Below are 19,693 nucleotides of genomic sequence, written 5' to 3'. Positions count from 1 at the left end.
TGGCCAGAAGGGCGCGCGAGGCGGCGTTATGCGGCAGACAGGCGGCCTCAAGGCGGTGAAGGCCTAGGGTGTTGAAGGCGAAGGTGTTCAGGGCCCGCGCCGCGGCCAGGGTCAGTCCCCGCCTGGCGAACGGCTCGCCGCACCAGTAGCCCACGGTCCCCATTTGGGCGACGCCCCGGCGGATGTTGGACAAGGTGATGCCGCCGGTCATGGCGCCGTCCGATTCCTGGAAGACGAGGAAGCTGTAGGCTGAGCCCACCTCCCGGTCCCGCGCATAGGCCGCCAGGCGCCGGCGAAAGGCCACCCGGGTCAGGTCGTCCGCCGGCCAGGTGGGCTCCCAGGGCTGCAGGAAGGCGCGGGAGGCGGCGCGCAGGTCACGCCACTCCGAATAGTCGGCGGCCCGGGGCGGGCGGAGGAAGACCCCTGCCCCATTCACCCGCAAGCCCCCTTCCGAGGCGATCCAGTCCAGCAAGGCCATGGTGAGATTGCGGCTCCGATTGGCCAATCCGTCAAGAGAGACGGCGGTCTAGAGGCCTGCAAAAGTCCTGCGGTCGTCTTGAGCCCCTGGGCGATAACTCGCCAGAGCGGCCTGGCGGTTCCCGGCGGACGATATTGCAGACGCTCAGCCGAACAGGACCCGGCTGAAGGCTGTCGCGGCGCCGGCGGCCTGGCGGGGTCCGAGGACCGCGACGGCGGCGCGCCCGCTGGCGCAGAGATCTGCGCCCAGGCGGGCGAGGTCCTCAAGGGTCACCGCCTCGATCCCGGCGGCGATCTCGGCCGGCGGCAGGGGGCGGTCGAACAGCAGGAGCTGGGCTGCGGTCTGTTCGGCCCGGGCCAGCGGCGATTCCCGCATCATGAACATCGCCCCCCTGATCTGCGCCTTGGCGCGGGCGAGCTCGGCGGGCGTCACCGAACGCCCCAGGCCTGCGATTTCGCCCGCCGCCACCTTGGCCAGCTCCGCCGCATCCTTGGCCGCGCAGCCGGCGAACACGCCCAGCACGCCCTGGTCGGCATAGGTCTCGCTATAGGCGTCCACCGCATAGGCCAGGCCGCGTTTCTCGCGGGCTTCCTGGAAGAGGCGCGAGGCCATGCCGCCGCCAAGGATTTCGGCGAACAGCCGCAGAACGAAATAGTCGGGATCGCTCACCCCCACCGTCGGCAGCAGGAAGACGAGGTTGGCCTGTTCCAGCCGCTTGGTCTCCACCGCCTCGCCGCCCGAGAAGCGGGCATCCGGCGCGTGAGCAGCAGCGGGGGGCGGGAGCGCGTCGCCGAAATGTCGGGCGGCCAGGTCCAGCAGCTCGGCCTCGTTGACGGCGCCGGCGGCGCTGACCACCAGGCTGGCGGGGTCATAGAGGCGGCCGCGCCAATCTGCGAGGCTGGCGGGGTCGGCCGCGCCGATTGAGTCCACCGTGCCGAGGATGGAGCGGCCCAGGGGCTGATCCCCAAAGGCGGCGGTCTGGGCCATTTCGAACACCAGATCGTCAGGGGTGTCGGCGGCCTCGGCGATCTCCTGGCCGACCACCTGCTTTTCCCGGGCGAGGTCCTGGGGGTCAAGGCGCGGCGCCTGCACCAGGTCGGCCAGGACCGCGGCGCCCAGCGGCAGGCCGCCGGCGAGGCACCGGACCTGATAGCTGGTGCGCTCATAGCCGGTGGCGGCGTTGATCTGTCCGCCCTGGGCCTCGATGGCTTCGACGATCTCCATGGCCGAACGCTCGCCCGCGCCATTGAAGACCATATGCTCAAGCAGGTGGGACCAGCCCGAGCGCGGCGCGTCCTCGAACCGTGCGCCACGGCCGGCCACGACGCAAAGGGCGCTGGTCTCCAGCCCTGCAATCGGGTCGCAGACGACCCGGACGCCATTGGGCAGGCGATGGACCTTGGCCAATCCCTTAGGTCTCGGCGAAGGCGCGGACGCAGGCCTTGATGGCGTCTGCGTCAGCCGGCAGCCGGTCGAAGCGTTCCGGGCGATCGGCCAGGCTCTGGGTCCAGCGGGGCAGGTCCGGGGTCACAGACGTGGCCTGGGCGACCGCTTCGGGGAACTTGGCCGCGTGCGCCGTGGACAGGACGATGACCGGGCCCGCCAGGTCGCCCGCCCGACGCAGTGCGGCGACGCCCACGGCCGTGTGCGGATCGATCAGCTCGCCGGTCTCATTCAGCGTGGCCAGCATGGTGCGGCTGGTCTCCTCCTCGCTGACCGCGACGCCGGTGAACAGCTCGGCCATATAGGCCTGGGCCTGGGGTGGGATGTCGATATGGCCGGCCTCGCCAAAGGCGGCGAAGGCGCGGGCGGTTTCCACCGGTTCGCGCCGGACCGCCTCGAAATAGAGCCGCTCGAAATTGGAGGCCGACTGGATGTCCATGGCCGGGCTCTGGGTGGCGGTCACCTCGCCGCGGGCGTAGCGGCCGTCCTGGAAGGCCCGGGCCAGGATGTCGTTGGAATTGGTCGCCACCACGATCCTGGCGATGGGCAGGCCCATTCGGTGGGCCACATAGCCGGCGAAGGCGTCGCCGAAATTGCCCGAGGGCACGCAGTAGGAGACGGGCCGCTCAGGCGCCCCGACGGCCACGGCCGTCGTGAAATAATAGACGCTCTGGGCCACGATCCGGGCGAAGTTGATCGAATTGACGCCGGTCAGATCCACCGCCTGGCGCAGGCTCTGGTCCTGGAAGGCGGCCTTCACGATGGCCTGGCAGTCGTCGAAGGTGCCCTGGACGGCGACGCAGCGGACATTGGCCTCGCTCGCCGTGGTCATGAACCGACGCTGGACCTCGGAGATACGGCCCTCCGGGAACAGGGCGCAGACCCGCACATGGGCCCGGCCTCGGAACGCCTCAACCGCCGCCCCGCCGGTGTCGCCGGAGGTGGCGCAGAGGATGGTCTGGACGCGGTTCTGCCCAGCCAGCACATGCTCATAGAGCCTGGCCAGCAACTGCATGGCCACGTCCTTGAAGGCCAGGCTCGGACCATGGAACAGCTCGGCCACGAAGGCGTCGGGGCTGATCTGGACCAGGGGGACCACGGCGGCGTGGGCGAAGGTGGCGTAGGCCTCCTCGCACATGGCGTTCACAGCATCCCGGGGGATCTCGTCGCCAGCGAAACGCGCCAGGACCTCGGCGGCCACATGGGCGTAAGGCTTGCCGCGAAACGCCGCGATCTCGGCCGTCGTGAAGCTGGGCCAGGAGTCCGGCACATAGAGCCCGCCGTCGGGGGCGAGCCCAGCCAACACCGCGTCCACAAAGCCAACCGCCGGGGCCTGGCCCCGGGTGGAGACATACCGCATCAACTCTTCCATCTGCGCCTGATCACGGCGGCATAGACGGCGATCAGGGCGCCCGCAAGGCCGAACCAGGTCAGGGCGTATTCCAGATGGCGGTTGGCGATCTCGCCCGGCAGCGGGGTCGGCTCCAGGGCTGGGAATTCGGGATTGGTCGGGGTTTCCGCCAGCAGGAAGACCGGCGCCGGCGCGCTGGCCCCCAGGGTGGCGGCCATGGCCGCCACGTCGCGGGAATACCAGAGGTTGGTGTCAGGCCGGTTGTCAGGGGTGACGAAGTTGGCCGGATCGGGATTGCGCAGCAGGCCGATCACCTCCACGGGCGCCGTCGCCTGGGGGTCGACGGGGGGCCGCTCGGCCACCGTGTCGGGCACGAACCCGCGGTCGACCAGGATCGCCTGATAGCCCCCGCCCGAGACCGGGCAGGCCGAGATCAGCCGCTGACCGGCCTGGCCGTCCTTGATGGCGTAGAGTTGGACGAAGGGGGCGGTGGCGAGGCCCGGGCAGGTGAGGCTGACCCGATAGAAGCCCAGGTCTTCGCCAGACGCGCCCAGGGTCAGGATTTCGCCGGCCGGTCGCGGGGCGGCGTCGGCCCGGCTCTCGATCTGAGCGAGAAGCTCGGCCTTCCAGGTCAGGCGCTGCATCTGCCAGACGCCCAGGCCGATCAGGATGCCTAGGGAGATCAGGGTCGCCAGGGTCAGGCCGATGGGCAGCCTGCGGCTCGGGGGGGTCTCAGTCATCGGAGCGGGCCTCCGCGGCCCGGTTAGAGAACTGGGCCGCCAGCATGATTCCCTTCAGCGGGCGTAGCAGACCGATGGAGACGAACACCGTCAGCGGGAGCCAGAGCACAAGGTGAAGCCAGATGGGCGGGGTGAAGGCGAGCTCCACATATAGGGCGGCGAAGGCCACCAGGAAGCCGGCGATCAGAATAACGAACACCGCCGGGCCATCGCCGGAGTCGGCCTTGCCCAGGTCATAGCCGCAGGTCGAGCACTGGGGCGCGACCTTCAGGAAGCCGGCGAACAGCGCGCCCTCCCCGCAGTTCGGGCAACGGCCGCGCAGGCCAGAAATGAGGGGATTGGGATGGGCCATTTAGCTAGGCCCGTCCCGGTTCAGGCGATCTGGCCTGAACCGGGCAGGAGACTTGAAGCCGGCGCGGGCGGGAGGCGCGCGTCATCCCGCTGCGGTCGGCCACGGGCGCCGGCCTAATGTCCGGCGCCGCCGAACACCACGTAGATGAAGGCGAACAGGAAGAGCCACACCACGTCGACGAAGTGCCAGTACCAGGCGGCCGCCTCGAAGCCGAAATGCCTCTCCGGGGTGAAGCCGCCACGCATCAGACGGATCAGGCAGACCAGCAGGAAGATTGTGCCCACCAGGACGTGGAAGCCGTGGAAGCCGGTCGCCATGAAGAAGGACGACCCATAGAGGCCCGAGCTGATCGCCGCATCGTTGTAGAAATAGTTGTGCGACAGGATGTGGTGGTACTCGTAGGCCTGGATGGCGCTGAAGATCACACCGAGGATCACCGTCAGGATCAGGGCGAACTGAGCGCCCTTGCGGTCGCCTTGCTGCAGGGCGTGGTGAGCCCAGGTCACCGTCGTGCCCGACAGCAGCAGGGTCAGGGTGTTGACCAGGGGCAGGTTCCAGGCGGGCACCGTCTCGATGCCGGCCGGCGGCCAGGTGGCCCAGGCCTGACGGACTTCCTCGATGCTCGAGAGCGTCCGGGCCTCATGGAAGAGGGCCATTTCGAAGAAGATCCAGAACCAGGCCACGAAGAACATCACTTCGGAGGCGATGAACAGGATCATCCCGTAGCGCAGGCCCAGCGACACCACCGGGGTGTGGTCGCCGGCGTTGGCTTCCTTGGTGACGTCGATCCACCAGCCAGCCATGGTGATCAGCACCAGGGTCAGGCCGGCGGCGAACAGCCACCAGGTGCCCGCGGGAACGCCGAAGAGGCCCTTCAGCCACATCACCAGGCCGACGGCCATGACGGTGGCGCCCACCGAGGCCACCAGGGGCCACGGGCTGGGATTGACCAGGTGGTAGTCGTGCTTGACGCCTGCTTGGGCCATTTCGGTCCTAACCCCTCATAATATCGTCCCGCCGGCTGGGCCTGGAGGCGCCGCCCGCGGGTGGTCTTGATGGTGCTATAGCCCCGCCCCTTGCGATCCGCCAAGAGGGGAAGCCGCGGTGGCCGCCGGCGCATGCGCGACGGGCTGGACCGCGGCGTCCTCATCGGACGGATAGAAGGTGTAGGACAGGGTGATCTCGGCCTTGTTCCGGGTCTCGAAATCGTCGGCGTATTCGGGATCGACGAAGTAGACCATGGGGAACTTGATGGTCTCTCCGGGTCCGATGGTCTGGTCGGAGAAACAGAAGCACTCGAGCTTCCGGAAATAGGCGCCGGCCGCCTCGGGAACGACATTGTAGACCGCTCGGCCGGTCATCGGCGTGGCGCCGTTATTGGTGACCTCGAAGAAGGCCAGGCCCGTCTCGCCGATCTTGAGCTTCTGGGCGACATGCTCGGAGCGGAAGGTCCAGGGCAGCGTCCGGACATTGGTGTCGAATCGGATGTTCAGGGTCTTGTCGAGGACCTGGGTTGGCGCGGCCTCGGCCTGGCTGACCGTGCCGCCGAATCCGGTGACTTGGCAGAAGGCGCGGTAGAGCGGCACCGAGGCGTAGGCCAAGCCGATCATGCCGACGAACACCCCGGTGCAGATCAACCCCAGCCGCAGGTTGCGGCGGGCGGGGTCGGGCGCAGGGCGCAGCGGTTCAGAGAGGTCTGTCGAGGACATTGGCTCCCAATCGAACAACGGTGACGAGGAAGACGAGGATGGCGAAGGCGATCAGGCCCAGCGCCAGGGCGATGTTGCGGCCCCGGCGGGCCTGGAACCGGGGGTCAGGCCGTCCAGGGACGGTCGGCTCGGCAGACGTGACATCCTGGGGCGCTTCAGGCTCGCTCATCAGACGCCTCCAGGGATCAGGTTCAGGAAGGTGGGCAGGCCCAGGCTCGCCTCGACCAGCAGGGTCGCGAAGATCAGGGTCAGATAGAGGATCGAGAAGGCGAACAGGTTCCGCGCGTCCCGGGCGCCGGCCCGCACGTCATACAGACGCCCGTCCAGCCGGGGATCGGCGCTGTCGCCCGCCCGGCTGCGCATCACCCGCCAGGCCAGGATGAGGAAGACCAGCCCGCCCATGGCGGCGACCGCCAGGTACGGCAGGCCGCCCAGACCGGTGAAGGCCGGCAGCAGGCAGATGGGCACAAACAACAGGCTGTAGATGAAGATCTGTCTGCGGGTGGAGGCTGCTCCGGCGACGACCGGCATCATGGGCACGCCGGCCTTCTCGTAGTCCTCGCTGGAATAGAGGGCCAGCGCCCAGAAATGGGCCGGGGTCCACATGAAGATGATGGCGCAGAGCAGCCAGGCGTTCAGCGGAACCTCGCCGGCCGCGGCCGCCCAGCCGATGACCGGCGGCAAGGCGCCGGCCAACCCGCCGATGACGATGTTCTGCGCCGTCCAGCGCTTGAGCCACATGGTGTAGACGACGGCGTAGAAGAAGATGGTGAAGGCGAGCAGTCCGGCGGCCAGCCAGTTGACGGCCACCCCCATGAACATCACCGACAGCAGGGAGAGGATGATCCCCATGGACAGGGCCTCGGCCCCCTTGATTCGTCCCGCCGGCACAGGCCGGCCGCGGGTGCGGCGCATCTGGGCGTCGATGTCGGCGTCGTACCACATGTTCAGCGCGCCGGACGCGCCGGCGCCCACGGCGATGCACAGGACGGCCACCGCCCCCAGCAACGGGTGGATCGGCGCCTTGGCGCAGACCAGTCCCGTGGCGCCGGTGAACACCACGAGCGACATGACCCGCGGCTTGAGCAGCTGCAGATAGTCCTGCCAGCGGGCTGGGGAGTCCGTGGCGTCCGGGGTGGCGGTGATGGCGCTCGTCATGGTCGCCAAAGACATACTCCTAAACGGGGCTCTCACAAGACGAAGGGGCGCGGTTCGGGTGTGACCGAACCGCGCCCCAGGGTCATGGCCGGGCCGGCCGGTCAGTGGTGGCTGTCAGCCTTGATGACCGGCGGCTCGTTGAACTGGTGGAACGGCGGCGGCGACGGCAGGGTCCATTCCAGCGTCGTGGCGCCTTCGCCCCACGGGTTGGCTTCGGCCTTGCGGCGCATGATGGCGGCTTCCAGCAGGATCAGCAGGAAGACCAGCACGCCCACCGCGGTGATCGCGTAGCCCACCGACGAGATGTAGTTCCAGTAGGTGTAGGCTTCCGGATAATCCACGTACCGGCGCGGCATGCCCTGGAGGCCCAGGAAGTGCTGCGGGAAGAAGATCAGGTTCACGCCGATGAAGGTGATCCAGAAGTGGAGCGCGCCGGCCCACTCGCGGTACTTCACGCCGAAGATCTTCTCGAACCAGTAGTAGAAGCCCGCGAAGATCGCGAACACGGCGCCGAGGCTCAGCACGTCGTGGAAGTGGGCCACCACGTAATAGGTGTCGTGGAGGCTGTAATCGATGCCGGCATTGGCCAGGACCACGCCGGTCACGCCGCCCACGGTGAACAGGAAGATGAAGCCGATCGCCCACAGCATGGGCGTCTTGAAGCTGATCGACCCGCCCCACATGGTGGCGATCCAGGAGAAAATCTTCACGCCGGTCGGCACGGCGATGACCATCGTCGCGGCCACGAAGTAGGCGCGCAGATTGATGTTCATGCCCACGGTGTACATGTGGTGGGCCCACACGATGAAGCCGACGAAGCCGATGGCCACCATGGCGTAGGCCATGGCGAGGTAGCCGAAGACCGGCTTGCGCGAGAAGGTCGACACGATGTGGCTGATGATGCCGAAGCCCGGCAGGATCAGGATGTACACCTCGGGGTGACCGAAGAACCAGAACAGGTGCTGGAACATCACCGGGTCGCCGCCGCCGGCTGCGTTGAAGAAGGCGGTGCCGAAGTTACGGTCGGTCAGCAGCATGGTGATGGCGCCCGCCAGAACCGGCAGCGACAGCAGCAGCAGGAAGGCGGTGATCAGCACCGACCAGGCGAACAGCGGCATCCGGTGCAGGGTCATGCCCGGGGCGCGCATGTTGAAGATGGTGGTGATGAAGTTGATCGCGCCGAGGATCGAGCTGGCGCCGGCCACGTGCAGGGACAGGATGGCCAGGTCCATGGACGGGCCGGTGTGGCCCAGCGTTGAGAGCGGCGGATAGATGGTCCAGCCGCCGCCGAAACCGCGGCCCGGGCCGCCATCGACGAACATGGAGAGCAGCAGCAGCACCCAGGCCGCCACCAGCAGCCAGAACGAGATATTGTTCAGGCGGGGGAAGGCCATGTCCGGCGCGCCGATCATGATCGGCACGAACCAGTTGCCGAAGCCGCCGATCATCGCCGGCATGACCATGAAGAAGATCATGACCAGGGCGTGGGCGGTGACCACGACATTGTAGCCGTGCTTGGAGGCGTCGATCCAGCCGAGCTGGTCGAGGAGCGAGCCCTCGACAAACACCTGGAGGCCGGGCTCAGCCAGCTCCCAGCGGATCAGGCCCGACAGGGCGCCGCCCACGATGCCCGCCATGATGGCGAACAGCAGGTACAGCGTGCCGATGTCCTTGTGGTTGGTGGACAGGAACCAGCGGGTGAAGAAACCCGGCTTGTGATCGTGGTCGTCGTGACCGTGTGCGGCGGCGTGAGCCATCTTTACTCTACCCCTGGTCAGTTCGCGGCCGCTGCAGCGGCGGGCGCAGCGGTCTCTGGCGGCGGCGAAACAGCCGCATCTTCGGCGACGCCTTCGGTCGCCGAGGCGTCCGTGGCGGTCTGGGCGACGGCGGGCGCGGTGGCCTCGGCCTCGGTGCTGGCCGCAAGGCCGGCCGGGTTGCCGCCCTTGGAGGCGACCCAGGCGTCGAACTCGGCCTGGCTGACGACCCGGATCTCGATGGGCATGTAGGCGTGGTCCACGCCGCACAGCTCTGAGCACTGGCCGTAATAGACGCCTTCCTTCTCGGCGGTGAACCAGGTCTCGTTCACACGGCCGGGGATGGCGTCGGTCTTGAGGCCGAAGGCCGGCATGGCGAAGGAGTGGATCACGTCGGCGGCGGTGACCAGGACGCGAACCGTCTTGCCCACCGGAACCACCATGGGTTCGTTGGCGGCCAGGAGGTAGGGGACGCCAGCGGCGCGCGCCTCGTCCTCGGGCAGCATGTTGGAGATGAACTCGCCCACCTCGTGGTCGGGATATTCGTAACCCCAGTACCACTGATAGCCCACCGCCTTCACCGTCAGGTCGGGGCGAGGCATGTCGTGATAGGTGAACAGCAGCCGGAAGGAGAAGATGGCGATGAAGACCAGGATCAGCACCGGCACCAGGGTCCAGATGACCTCAATGGTGGTGTTGTGGCTGAACTTGGCCGGCACCGGATTGGCCCGGGCGTTGTAGCGGAAGATCACCCAGATCAGCAGCGCTGCGACGAACAGCGTGATGATGGTGATGATCGGCATCAGAATCACATCGTGGAAGAAGATCGCGTCATGCTTCAGCGGCGCAGCCGCCGGCTGAAGCGCAATCCCCTTGGGCGTGGGCTGGCCCATCAGGTCCTGGGCGAGCGCCTGGACGCCCCAGAACGCCGTCATTGCGCCCGCTGCGGCCCCGGCCGCCAACGTCCGCATCCCCTGCAAGCTCGACTTCATATCCCCTCGGTCTCTTTGGCGGGGCCGGCGTCGGGGAAATGCCCTGAGCCGATCCGCGACTGAAACGAGGCTCACGCAGCGAAAAGGCGTCCGCCGCCAGGCCCTCAAGGCGCGTGCATACGCGCTCTCCCCCAAATTGCCAAGGCGATAGCCCGCCACAAGGGCCATCACGTTTACGAGGCGATTTCGGACCAAATGACGCACGCCGAACCGGCGCCCGGACGGCGCCCCGTGACGAGACCCCTACGAGACCCTATGTCTTTGAGCAGGCCAGCCTGACGCCCCGCCGAAGGACTTAATGATGAACGCCCATATTTCCGCGCCCTCGATCCTGGACTCCTGCGGGGTCGCCCCGGAGCGGGCCCGGGAAATCCTCGGCGAGGCCCTGGCCGGCGCCGATGACGGGGAGATTTTCGCCGAGCGGTCGGAGAGCGAGTCCTTCCTGTTCGACGACGGCCGGCTGAAGTCAGCGGCCTATGATTCGACCGAGGGCTTCGGCCTGCGGGTGGTGGCGGGCGAGACGGCCGGCTACGCCCATTCCAGCGAGATTTCCGAAGCCGCCCTGCGCCGGGCCGCGTCCTCAGCCGCCCTGGCCAAGCGCGGCTATGAAGGCGTCGCTGCGGAGGGCCCCCGGGCCACCAACATCCGCCACTATGGCGATGACGATCCGCTGGCCGCGCCGGACTTCGCCGAGAAGGTCGCCCTGCTGCAGGAGATCGACGCCTGGGCGAGAGCCCGCGATCCCCGCGTCGTCCAGGTCATGGCCAGCCTTACGGCCGAGCGACGCATCGTGGAGATTCTGCGGGCCGACGGCCGGCTGATCCGCGACGTGCGGCCCCTGTCACGCATCAATATTCAGGTGACGGTGGAAAAGGATGGCCGCCGCGAGGCGGGCTTCGCCGGCGCCGGCGGCCGCGCCGGCTACGACGCCTGGATCTCCCCTGAGGCCTGGCGCGAGCAGGGCGAAGAGGCTCTGCGCCAGGCCCTGGTCAACCTGGAGGCGGTCGCCTGCCCTGCGGGCGAGATGGACGTGGTCCTGGGCCCCGGCTGGAACGGCGTCCTGCTGCACGAGGCCGTCGGCCACGGGCTGGAGGGCGACTTCAACCGCAAGGGCACCTCGGCCTTTTCCGGCAAGATCGGTCAGCGGGTCGCCGCCCCAGGCGTCACCGTGTTCGACGACGGCGCCCTGGCCGGACGCCGCGGCTCACTCACCGTCGACGACGAGGGAACGCCCACTGAGCGCACCGTGCTGATCGAGGACGGAATTCTGGTCGGCTACATGCATGACCGGATGAGCGCTCGGCTCATGGGCCTGGCCGTCACCGGCAATGGCCGCCGCCAGTCCTACGCTCACATGCCAATGCCGCGGATGACCAACACCGCCATGGAAGGCGGCTCCACGCCGCAGGCCGAGATGATCGCCTCCACCAAGCGCGGCCTCTATTGCGCCAATTTCGGCGGCGGCCAGGTGGACATCACCAATGGCAAGTTCGTCTTCCAGTGCACCGAGGCCTATCTGATCGAAGACGGCAAGGTGACCCGTCCGGTGAAGGGCGCGACCCTGATCGGCGATGGTCCCTCGGCGCTGACCCGGGTGACCATGATCGGCGACGACTTCGCCTTCGATCCCGGCGTGGGGGTCTGCGGCAAGTCCGGCCAGAGCCTGCCGGTGGGTGTCGGCCAGCCGTCCCTGAAGATCACGGGACTGACCGTCGGGGGCACCAGCCTCTAGGCGCCCGACGGCCCAGACCCACGATCTGCGAATCTGTCTCAGATTTAACTAGGGCGTAGGCTCGACCCTGGATCATCTGCGCTCCAGGAGACGCCCAGATGTATCAAAGACACCGCCTGGCTGCCCTGGCCGCAGCCTGCCCGCTCATCATCCCCGCCGCCGCCCTGGCCCAGGCCCCCACGGAACAGGCCGCCCCCGCCAGCACCCAGGGGGTGACCAGCTATGCGCCGGACTTCTTTGCCGAGGCCCGCCCGACCACGGCCCTGGACATGATCCAGCGACTGCCAGGCTTCGTCCTCGACGGCGGCGACAATGTCCGCGGCTTCGAGGGCGCGGCGGGCAATGTGCTGATCGACGGACGCCGGCCGGCCTCCAAGTCCGACAGCCTGGAGGAAATCCTGCGGCGCATGCCCGCCTCTCAGGTCCTGCGGATCGATCTGATTCGCGGCGGGGCGCCGGGCATCGACATGCAGGGCAAGTCGGTGATGGCCAATCTCATTCGCGCCGAGACCAACACCCTGCAGGGCCTGATCGCCCTGGCGGACCGGCAGGTCTATGACGGCCGCAATCTCCTGGGCTTCCGGGCCGAAGGCTCGGGTCGGGTCGGCGACCTGGCCTGGGAGGCCGGCCTGGTGGGCGGCCAGGGCGTCGATGACGGCGCCGGTCAGGGCCCCCGGGTCCGGGTGGACGCCCAGGGGGTTCCCCTCATCCTCAGCGATGTGGACAGCGAGGGGCTGGGGACCAATGCGGCCCTCACCGGCGCCATCGAAAAGCCCCTGCTGGGTGGCCAGTTCCGGGTCAACGGCCGGCTGTTCGTCGACAACTTCGAGTATGACGAACGCAATCTCGGCCGGGCGGGCGGACCTCTCGAAGTCTCCCACGACGATGTTGAACTCGCCGAGACCGAGCTGGGCGCCGCCTTCACCCGGCCCCTGGGGACCCGCACCAGCCTGGAGCTGATCGGCCTGCGACAGACCGCCAATGAGACCTTCGAGGCCACCTTCAAGGACCCCCTCGAACAGGTGCGGTTCGCCCTTGAGAGCGACACGGTGGAGACCATCGGGCGCGGCGTGCTGCGCTGGCGCCAGACGCAGACCCTGTCCTGGGAGCTGGGCGCGGAGACGGCGCTCAACACCCTGGAGAGCCGCACGCGGTTTGACCGCAACGGGACGCCCGTCGCCCTGCCCGCCGCCAATGTGGAGGTGGAGGAGCGCCGCGCGGAGGTCTTCCTGAAGTCCGCCTGGCGGGCCACCCCGCGGCTGACGCTGGACAGCGCCCTGCGCTATGAGGCCTCCGACATCACTGCCCAGGGCGACGTGGTCCTGGAGAAGTCCCTGGCCTTCGCCAAGCCGCGGCTCAGCATCAGCTGGGCGCACGACCCCAGGACCCAGTTGCGCGTCAGCATCGAGCGCAGCGTCGGCCAGCTCGACTTCGACGACTTCGTCGCCTCCTCGTCCCTGAACACCGGCGTGCTGACCGCCGGCAATCCCGACCTGGACCCGGCCCAGGAATGGCTGGTGGAGGCGGCGTTGGAGCGTCGGTTCTGGACCAGCGGCGCCGCTGTGATCACGCTGCGCCGCGCCGAGATCACCGATGTGGTCGATCGGGCGCCGGTGCGTCTGGTGGGCGGCGGGATCTATGACGCCCCGGCCAATATCGGCGAAGGGGTGCGCGAGGAGCTCGCCCTGACCCTGACCCTGCCCCTGGAGCGGCTGGGGGTGAAGGGCGCCCAGCTGCGGGGTGAGGCCACCTGGCGTCGCTCGGCGGTGGATGATCCCACCACGGGCGAAAACCGGGAGATCTCCGGCCTGCGCGCCCTGGAATGGGAGGCCCACTACAGCCAGGACCTGCCCGCCTGGAAATCGGTCTGGGGGATCGATGTGTTCGGCGCCTGGCGGGAGACCTATTACCGCTACGACGAGATTTCCACGACCAAGCTCAAGACCTTCGTCGTGCCCTTCGTCGAATGGAAGCCGCGTCCGGAATGGGCGATCCGGTTCGAGATTCCCAACATCACCGAGCGGGGCATGCGCCGCACCCGCACGGTCTATGCCGGCCCCCGCGACACCGCCCCCATCGCCTATGTGGAGGACCGCGACATCCAGTTTGGCCGCATGTACCGCCTGCGGGTCAGCCGGACGCTCGGCGGCTGACGGACGGACGGGCGGGCGGCCAGACCGGCCGCCCGCTCAACCGACCTGAGACTACCGATCATCCCGCAGGGTCTGAGGGTTCACCGCCTGGCGTTCCCCATCGACGGTGGGCGCGATGGGTTCCGGCGAGGGTCCATGCCCGGTCTCCACCCCATGCGCCCAGCCCTTGATGAAGAAGCTGAGCACGATGAACACCGCCCCCGCCGCCAGGCCCCAGTAGCCGAGCATCTGGAAGACCTCGAGTGAGGTTCGCAGCGCCGCGGCCGGGTCCAGCACCTGGCCGCCCAGGGTTTCGGTCCCGGCGAGACCGGCGATCCAGCCGCCCACATACTGAGCGATGGCGCTGGAGAGGAACCAGACGGCCATCATGAAGGACACCACCGAGGCCAGAGATAGTTTGGTGATCTCCGACAGGCCGACCGGCGAGAGGAACAGCTCACCCGTGGTGTGCAACAGGTAGAGCAGGCCCAGAACCATCAGCGGCACGCGGAAGCTGTCGTCGGCGAGCCCTGCGCTCCACACCACCACCATGAAGCCGAGACCGGCCTGCACCATGCCGAGGCCGAACTTCATGGTCGGATCAGGGTCCAGGCCCCGACGGCCGAGGAACGCCCAGAGGGCGGCGAAGATCGGGGCGAAGATCAGGATGAAGCCGGCATTGAACGACTGAACCTGGGCCGCGGCGAAGCGGGCGTCGATCCAGCTCCACCAGCTGTCGGTAGCGACGCCCGCCGCCGCCAGCTGTTCGGGCGAGCCCATGGGGATACCGAGGAAGCTTGTGGCGCCGTCTGTGACCGAGAGGTCCACATTGCGGGCCGCAAACAGATTGAGCGAGGTGCCGGCCTGTTCGAACAGGGTCCAGAACACCACCGAGCCGAAGATCAGGACGGTGGCCAGCATCATCCGCTGCCGCTCGACCTTGGTCTGGCAGACCTTGAGGATCACATAGGCGATGATGATCAGCGACAGGATGATCGCCACGCTCAGCACCCAGCCCACCACGGCGTTGCGCTGGACCAGCCACCAGACCGCGCCGATGGCCGGGATGGTCGACAGGTAGATCAGCCATTCGCGGTTGACGGGCCCAACCACCGGCTTGGCCAGCAGCTCGGGATTGGGCGGCTCGCCCTTCCCTTCCAGCAGGGGCTTGCCGAGGACGAAGACGATCCAGCCCAGGGCCATGCCGATCCCGGCCAGGCCGAAGCCGTAACCCCAGCCGAAATGCTGGCCAAGCAGGCCGCAGAGCACCGAGGCCCAGAAGGCGCCGAGATTGATCCCGTAATAGTAGAGGGTGAAGCCGGAATCCCGGCGGGGATCCCCCTGCGGATAGAGCTGTCCGACAATGGTGGAGATGTTGGGCTTCAGGAAGCCCACCCCCAGAATGATCAGGGAAACAGCCAGATAGAAGACGTTGACCCCCACGGGATCGACCGTCTTGACCATCTCATAGCTGCCCGCCGGCAAAACGGCCGGCAAGGGTGCGGTCGCCGGCAAGCCGACAATCTCCAGCCCGCCGCCGGCGGCCGGACCAAAGCTGTAGGCGTCGCCCTCCACCATCAGCCGGACCTGACGGTCGTCCATGCGGCCCTCAAGCGAAACCTCGTAGGTCTGGCCGGCATAGGCCAGGGTCTCGCGTGTGGGTTCACCTTCCACCGCCATCGCCAGATGGCCCGCCACCAGCAGCAGGGCGCCGAAGGCGACGGCCTTGCGCGTGCCGAGATACCGGTCGGCCAGGATGCCGCCGATCAGGGGCAGGAGGTAGACCAGGGAGGTGTAGGAGCCGTACTGGGCGTTGGCGACGTCGTCGTCGAACAACAGGTGCTGGGTCAGGTAGAAGATCAGGATGCCCCGCATCCCGTAGTAGGAGAACCGCTCCCACATCTCGGCGAAGAACAGGACGATCAGGCCTCGCGGGTGGTTGCGCATCAGCTGCAGCAACACAGGAAGGCCAGTGAGCAGCGTGATGATCACGCCGAGCACGACGACGATGTTCATGAATCGACTTCCGCTTGATCTGCGTTGAGCCGGCCGGCAGGCCTGCGCCGAGGTTCATTCAACCCGGGCGGCCCGGGAAAGCGGGGAGAAGATCACGCGTTCGCGCCAGAGACAAGCAAGGCTTGCCCAGGCGCTGGCCGATCACGAAGGTCTGGAGCCATGCAGGCGGTTGCCGCGTTCACCAGAGGCCCGAAGGAGAGCGTCCATGTCCGACACCAGCCCGAACCACACCCTGCAGATTCGCCCCGCTGCGGGCCGCATGCGGGCGGCCTACCAAGGTCACATCATCGCCGACAGCAACGACGTCCTGATCCTGACCGAAGGCGCCATGGCGCCGGTGGCCTATTTCCCCACCGGCGACATCGAAATGGGCTATTTCGCCCGCACCGACCGCTCCACCCACTGCCCGTTCAAGGGCGATGCGGCCTACTATACCGTGACCCTGGAGGGCGAGGTGCTGGAGAACGTCGCCTGGACCTATGAGGACCCGCTGCCCGGCGCCGTGCAGATCGACGGGCGGCTGGCCTTCTATGCCGATCGGATCGAGGTCTACGCGGTCAGCGGCGACACCTCGCCCCATGATCACCGCACCGATGTGGACGCCGTGGTCCAGCACACCGACTCCGGCGGCGGCCAGAGCCAGAAGGACCACTGGCCCACCAATGTGGAAGAGCCCAAGGGCTGAGACCTAGAAGGCCATCGTCTTGTAGACCCTGGAGAGATCGCCGGCCCAGGCGCCATGATACTGCTCGAGCATCCGCTCGGCGGGCGTGAGGCCGGTGTCGGCGATGTCTTCGAGCTCGGCCAGATAGCCGGTCTCATCGACCATGCCGCCGCTGAGGCGGTTGCGCGCCTTCAGCCCCTGGCGGGCGATGACCAGGACGTCCTTGGCCACGTCCTGCAGGGTGCGTCCATCGATCTGCGCCTTCAGACCGACCCTGGCCGCCTGGGCGCGCAGACCTTCGTGGTCGGCCACCGACCAGCCCTTGCAGAGATCCCAGGCCGCATCGAGCGCCGCCTGATCATAGAGGAGCCCCGTCCACAGGGCCGGAAGCGCGCAAAGGCGGCTCCAGGGGCCGGCGTCGGCGCCCCGCATCTCGAGGTAATATTTGAGCCGGACCTCAGGGAAGATGGTGGTGACGTGGTCGGCCCAGTCCTTGATGGTCGGGCGCTCGCCGGGCAGCTCCGGCAGTCGGCCCTCCATGAACTCCCGGAACGAGCGGCCGGCCACGTCGATATAGCGGCCCTCGCGCTTGACGAAGTACATGGGCACGTCGAGGGCGTAGTTGGCGTAGGTCTCGAAGCCGAACCCGTCCTTGAACACGAAGTCCAGCATGCCGGTCCGGTCGGGATCCACATCGGTCCAGACATTGGCCCGGGCCGAGAGGAAACCGTTGGGCTTGCCCTCGGTGAAGGGCGAGTTGGCGAACAGGGCCGTGGCCACGGGCTGCAGGGCCAGGCTGGTCCGGAACTTCTTGACCATGTCGGCCTCAGAGCCGAAGTCGAGGTTCACCTGCACGGTGCAGGTGCGGAACATCATGTCCAGGCCCATGCCGCCGACCTTCGGCATGTAGTTGCGCATGATCTTGTAGCGGCCCTTGGGCATCACCGGGATCTGATCCCGCGTCCAGGTGGGCGTGAAGCCGAGGCCCAGAAAACCCAGGCCCAGTTCATCGGCCACGGCCTTGACCTCGGACAGATGGCCCCCGGTCTCGTCGCAGATTTCGTGCAGGTCCCCCAGCGGCGCGCCGGACAGTTCGAACTGGCCGCCAGGCTCCAGGCTGACATTGGCGCCGTTGCGCTCCAGCCCGATCAGGGTGTCACCCTCGAACACCCCTTGCCAGCCGAACCGCATCAGGCCGGTCAGCAGGGCGTGGATGCCATTGGGCCCATCATAGGGAACCGGCGAATGATCCTTGAGATAGAAGGGGAACTTCTCGTGCTCGGCGCCGATGCGCCAGTCGGCCTTGGCCTTGGAGCCGTCGGCGAACCAGGCGACGAGATCCTCGAACACCAAGGGACGCTCGTCGCAAATGACGTCGGCCATGTCTCTCTCCCCAGCCCGACAATATTCTCGCCACGGCCAAGGCCCGATAGCGGCGGCGTTCTTTACGCCGTTCGCTGAAGTGGGCGCAACGATGGCGAAGCGCAATGGCCCCTCAATCAGAGGCGGCGTCTTCGCGCCAGTCTCCGCAGACGCTTTGCCACAGGGTCAGCGCGCTGATGGCTGCGGTGTCGGCCCGCAGAATCCGGGGGCCGAGCGTTGCAGGCACGGCCAGGGCCAGGCCACGCAGCCGGGCGCGCTCAGCCGGAGAAAAACCACCCTCCGGCCCGATCAGCACGGCCCAAGGCCCCGTCGGCTGTCCGCGCAGCGCCTGCAGAACTGGGGGGGCGTCGCCTGCCTCATCGCAAAACAGAAGCCTGCGGCCGGCCTCCCAGGTGTCCAGCACGGCGCCCAGGCGGGTCGGTTCCGTGATCTCTGGCAGGTCGATCCGTCCGGTCTGTTCGGCGGCCTCCACCGCGATGGCGTTCAGCCTGGGGAGACGGATGTGATCAGGATTGGTCCGCTCGGTGACGACCAGGCGCACCCGCCGCGCGCCGAGCTCGCAGGCCTTCTCGATGATGGTCTCCAGCCGCGCCCGCTTGACGGTGGCGACGATGAGGTCGAGGTCGGGACTCTGGACCTGAGGCTTCGTCCGGGCCTCGACCTGAAGCACCGCGCCACGCTTGCCGCTCTCGGCGACCACGGCGCGCCACTCCCCGTCCCGGCCATTGAAGACCAGCAGCGGATCGCCGGACGCCCGGCGCATGACGGCGACCACATAGCGGCTCTGGTCCGGGTTGAGGCCGAGCCGGGCGCCAGGCGCCAGGTCATGGGTGACGAACAGACGTATCATGATGGTCTTCTAAACAGGCGGGCGCGCAGTCGCATAGATCATGGCGCACCGACCCGTCTCCGGCGTAGGCTTTTCCCATGAGCAAAACCGCCAAGACCGACGAGACCTATGACGAGGCCCTGCCCCGCTTGCAGCTGGCCCTCGTGAAACTGCAGCAGCAGGCCCTGGCCGAGGGCCAGAAGGTGCTGGTCATCTTCGAAGGCCGCGACGCGGCCGGCAAGGATGGGACCATCCAGCGGATCACCGAGCACATGTCGGTCCGCGCCACCCGGGTGGTGGCCCTGTCCAAGCCTTCGGACGTCGAGCGCACCCAATGGTATTTTCAGCGCTATGTCAGCCACCTGCCCGCTGGCGGCCAGTTCGTGATCTTCAACCGCTCCTGGTACAACCGGGCCGGCGTCGAGCGGGTGATGGGCTTTTCCACCCTGGCCGAACAGGAGGACTTCCTGCGCGAGGTCCCGCTGTTTGAGCAGATGCTGGTGGCGAGCGGCATCCGCCTGGTGAAGATCTGGATGGATGTCAGCAAGGCCGAGCAGGCTGACCGTCTCGCCGAACGCAAGGACGATCCGCTGAAGGTGCTGAAATCGAGCCCGCTGGATGAGTTCGCCCAGCCTCGCTGGGACGACTATTCCGCCGCCCGCGACGAGATGCTGCGGCGCACCGACACCGCCCAGGCGCCCTGGGTCTGCGTCAAGGCCGACCACAAGAAGACGGCCCGGCTGAATGTCATCCGTCATCTGATTAAGGCCCTGGGGGAACCTGGCCTGGCGCGCAGCGTCGAGCCCCCGGACTCGCAGGTGCTCTTTCCCTTCGAGATCGCCGCCCTGACCGATGGACGCCTCTGTCCCTGAGACGCCGCGCAACCCCCGATCGGTTTTCTGTGGCAGAGGCCCCGTCCAGGTGGCTAGGTTAGCCTCCAACCAACCAGGAGCCCGGCGT

18 protein-coding genes are annotated in these 19,693 nt (G+C 67.7%); 4 read left to right on the top strand and 14 right to left on the bottom strand.

All coding sequences use genetic code 11. From position 1 onward, the window contains the following. The 11 genes from Q8N19_RS12255 to coxB all read right to left on the bottom strand — a co-directional run. On the bottom strand, positions 1-478 hold a 478-nt coding region (locus Q8N19_RS12255; protein WP_305591036.1), incomplete at its 3' end, for a GNAT family N-acetyltransferase. Between the two features lie 144 nt (positions 479-622). After that, entirely contained in the window at positions 623-1,885 is a 1,263-nt protein-coding gene (locus tag Q8N19_RS12250; RefSeq protein WP_305591034.1) for a pitrilysin family protein, read from the bottom strand. 4 nt (positions 1,886-1,889) lie between these two features. Beyond that, entirely contained in the window at positions 1,890-3,293 is a 1,404-nt protein-coding gene (gene thrC / locus Q8N19_RS12245; RefSeq protein ID WP_305591032.1) for a threonine synthase, read from the bottom strand. Then, positions 3,281-4,012, bottom strand: a complete 732-nt coding sequence (locus Q8N19_RS12240; protein ID WP_305591030.1) for an SURF1 family protein — start codon at positions 4,010-4,012, stop codon at positions 3,281-3,283. Before Q8N19_RS12240 ends, thrC begins: the two co-directional genes overlap by 13 nt. Further along, positions 4,005-4,364, bottom strand: coding sequence for a DUF983 domain-containing protein (locus Q8N19_RS12235; protein ID WP_305591028.1), 360 nt, complete (start codon positions 4,362-4,364; stop codon positions 4,005-4,007). Before Q8N19_RS12235 ends, Q8N19_RS12240 begins: the two co-directional genes overlap by 8 nt. A 113-nt stretch (positions 4,365-4,477) precedes the next feature. Then, positions 4,478-5,350, bottom strand: a complete 873-nt coding sequence (locus Q8N19_RS12230) for a cytochrome c oxidase subunit 3 (protein ID WP_305591026.1) — start codon at positions 5,348-5,350, stop codon at positions 4,478-4,480. Between the two features lie 75 nt (positions 5,351-5,425). After that, positions 5,426-6,073 carry a cytochrome c oxidase assembly protein gene (locus tag Q8N19_RS12225; protein ID WP_305591024.1) on the bottom strand — a complete coding sequence of 216 codons (648 nt, stop codon included), beginning with the start codon at positions 6,071-6,073 and terminating at the stop codon, positions 5,426-5,428. Then, the gene (locus Q8N19_RS12220; protein WP_305591022.1) at positions 6,051-6,242 is read right to left on the bottom strand and encodes a hypothetical protein; all 192 of its coding nucleotides are present in this window, start codon (positions 6,240-6,242) and stop codon (positions 6,051-6,053) included. The genes Q8N19_RS12225 and Q8N19_RS12220 overlap by 23 nt, the downstream gene beginning before the upstream one ends. Beyond that, entirely contained in the window at positions 6,242-7,246 is a 1,005-nt protein-coding gene (gene cyoE, locus Q8N19_RS12215; protein WP_371133841.1) for a heme o synthase, read from the bottom strand. Before cyoE ends, Q8N19_RS12220 begins: the two co-directional genes overlap by 1 nt. A gap of 86 nt (positions 7,247-7,332) precedes the next feature. Further along, on the bottom strand, positions 7,333-8,988 hold the full coding sequence (ctaD, locus tag Q8N19_RS12210; protein WP_305591020.1) for a cytochrome c oxidase subunit I: 1,656 nt from the start codon (positions 8,986-8,988) through the stop codon (positions 7,333-7,335). A gap of 17 nt (positions 8,989-9,005) precedes the next feature. Beyond that, a complete protein-coding gene (gene coxB, locus Q8N19_RS12205; protein ID WP_305591018.1) occupies positions 9,006-9,977 on the bottom strand; it encodes a cytochrome c oxidase subunit II in 972 nt (323 codons plus the stop codon). Between the two features lie 301 nt (positions 9,978-10,278). Between coxB and tldD the strand changes: the two genes are divergently transcribed. Further along, positions 10,279-11,709, top strand: coding sequence for a metalloprotease TldD (tldD, locus tag Q8N19_RS12200; protein ID WP_305591016.1), 1,431 nt, complete (start codon positions 10,279-10,281; stop codon positions 11,707-11,709). Positions 11,710-11,807: 98 nt separating this feature from the next. Next, positions 11,808-13,862: a TonB-dependent siderophore receptor gene (locus Q8N19_RS12195; RefSeq protein ID WP_305591014.1), complete on the top strand. Its 2,055-nt coding sequence runs from the start codon at positions 11,808-11,810 to the stop codon at positions 13,860-13,862. Positions 13,863-13,913: 51 nt separating this feature from the next. On the opposite strand, the gene Q8N19_RS12190 is transcribed toward Q8N19_RS12195, so the two are convergent. Continuing rightward, positions 13,914-15,857 (bottom strand): peptide MFS transporter, encoded by a 1,944-nt coding sequence (locus Q8N19_RS12190; protein ID WP_305591012.1) that lies wholly within the window; start codon positions 15,855-15,857, stop codon positions 13,914-13,916. A 205-nt stretch (positions 15,858-16,062) separates the two neighbouring features. On the opposite strand from Q8N19_RS12190, the gene Q8N19_RS12185 reads away from it, so the two are divergent. Further along, positions 16,063-16,542 (top strand): DUF427 domain-containing protein, encoded by a 480-nt coding sequence (locus tag Q8N19_RS12185; RefSeq protein ID WP_305591010.1) that lies wholly within the window; start codon positions 16,063-16,065, stop codon positions 16,540-16,542. Positions 16,543-16,545: 3 nt separating this feature from the next. On the opposite strand, the gene Q8N19_RS12180 is transcribed toward Q8N19_RS12185, so the two are convergent. Beyond that, a complete protein-coding gene (locus Q8N19_RS12180) occupies positions 16,546-17,904 on the bottom strand; it encodes a glutamate--cysteine ligase (protein ID WP_305591008.1) in 1,359 nt (452 codons plus the stop codon). A gap of 112 nt (positions 17,905-18,016) precedes the next feature. Next, entirely contained in the window at positions 18,017-18,754 is a 738-nt protein-coding gene (locus Q8N19_RS12175) for a 16S rRNA (uracil(1498)-N(3))-methyltransferase (RefSeq protein WP_305591007.1), read from the bottom strand. Positions 18,755-18,831: 77 nt separating this feature from the next. Between Q8N19_RS12175 and ppk2 the strand changes: the two genes are divergently transcribed. Beyond that, entirely contained in the window at positions 18,832-19,605 is a 774-nt protein-coding gene (gene ppk2, locus Q8N19_RS12170; protein ID WP_305591006.1) for a polyphosphate kinase 2, read from the top strand. Positions 19,606-19,693 lie beyond the last annotated feature (88 nt).

It is taken from the genome of Phenylobacterium sp. (assembly GCF_030693405.1).
Classification (GTDB): Bacteria; Pseudomonadota; Alphaproteobacteria; order Caulobacterales; family Caulobacteraceae; genus Phenylobacterium.
Note: the sequence above shows the minus strand (reverse complement) of the source record. Positions and strands in the feature narration are given on the sequence as shown.

Bases quoted from the DNA above. Each gene is read 5' to 3' on its own strand.
- Q8N19_RS12190 (WP_305591012.1), bottom strand. From the start codon at position 15,857: ATGAACATCGTCGTCGTGCTCGGCGTGATCATCACGCTGCTCACTGGC.
- Q8N19_RS12185 (WP_305591010.1), top strand. From the start codon at position 16,063: ATGTCCGACACCAGCCCGAACCACACCCTGCAGATTCGCCCCGCTGCG.
- Q8N19_RS12230 (WP_305591026.1), bottom strand. From the start codon at position 5,350: ATGGCCCAAGCAGGCGTCAAGCACGACTACCACCTGGTCAATCCCAGC.
- Q8N19_RS12240 (WP_305591030.1), bottom strand. From the start codon at position 4,012: ATGACTGAGACCCCCCCGAGCCGCAGGCTGCCCATCGGCCTGACCCTG.
- ctaD (WP_305591020.1), bottom strand. From the start codon at position 8,988: ATGGCTCACGCCGCCGCACACGGTCACGACGACCACGATCACAAGCCG.
- tldD (WP_305591016.1), top strand. From the start codon at position 10,279: ATGAACGCCCATATTTCCGCGCCCTCGATCCTGGACTCCTGCGGGGTC.
- Q8N19_RS12175 (WP_305591007.1), bottom strand. From the start codon at position 18,754: ATGATACGTCTGTTCGTCACCCATGACCTGGCGCCTGGCGCCCGGCTC.
- Q8N19_RS12220 (WP_305591022.1), bottom strand. From the start codon at position 6,242: ATGAGCGAGCCTGAAGCGCCCCAGGATGTCACGTCTGCCGAGCCGACC.
- Q8N19_RS12180 (WP_305591008.1), bottom strand. From the start codon at position 17,904: ATGGCCGACGTCATTTGCGACGAGCGTCCCTTGGTGTTCGAGGATCTC.
- Q8N19_RS12225 (WP_305591024.1), bottom strand. From the start codon at position 6,073: ATGTCCTCGACAGACCTCTCTGAACCGCTGCGCCCTGCGCCCGACCCC.
- coxB (WP_305591018.1), bottom strand. From the start codon at position 9,977: ATGAAGTCGAGCTTGCAGGGGATGCGGACGTTGGCGGCCGGGGCCGCA.
- ppk2 (WP_305591006.1), top strand. From the start codon at position 18,832: ATGAGCAAAACCGCCAAGACCGACGAGACCTATGACGAGGCCCTGCCC.
- Q8N19_RS12195 (WP_305591014.1), top strand. From the start codon at position 11,808: ATGTATCAAAGACACCGCCTGGCTGCCCTGGCCGCAGCCTGCCCGCTC.
- cyoE (WP_371133841.1), bottom strand. From the start codon at position 7,246: ATGTCTTTGGCGACCATGACGAGCGCCATCACCGCCACCCCGGACGCC.
- thrC (WP_305591032.1), bottom strand. From the start codon at position 3,293: ATGGAAGAGTTGATGCGGTATGTCTCCACCCGGGGCCAGGCCCCGGCG.
- Q8N19_RS12235 (WP_305591028.1), bottom strand. From the start codon at position 4,364: ATGGCCCATCCCAATCCCCTCATTTCTGGCCTGCGCGGCCGTTGCCCG.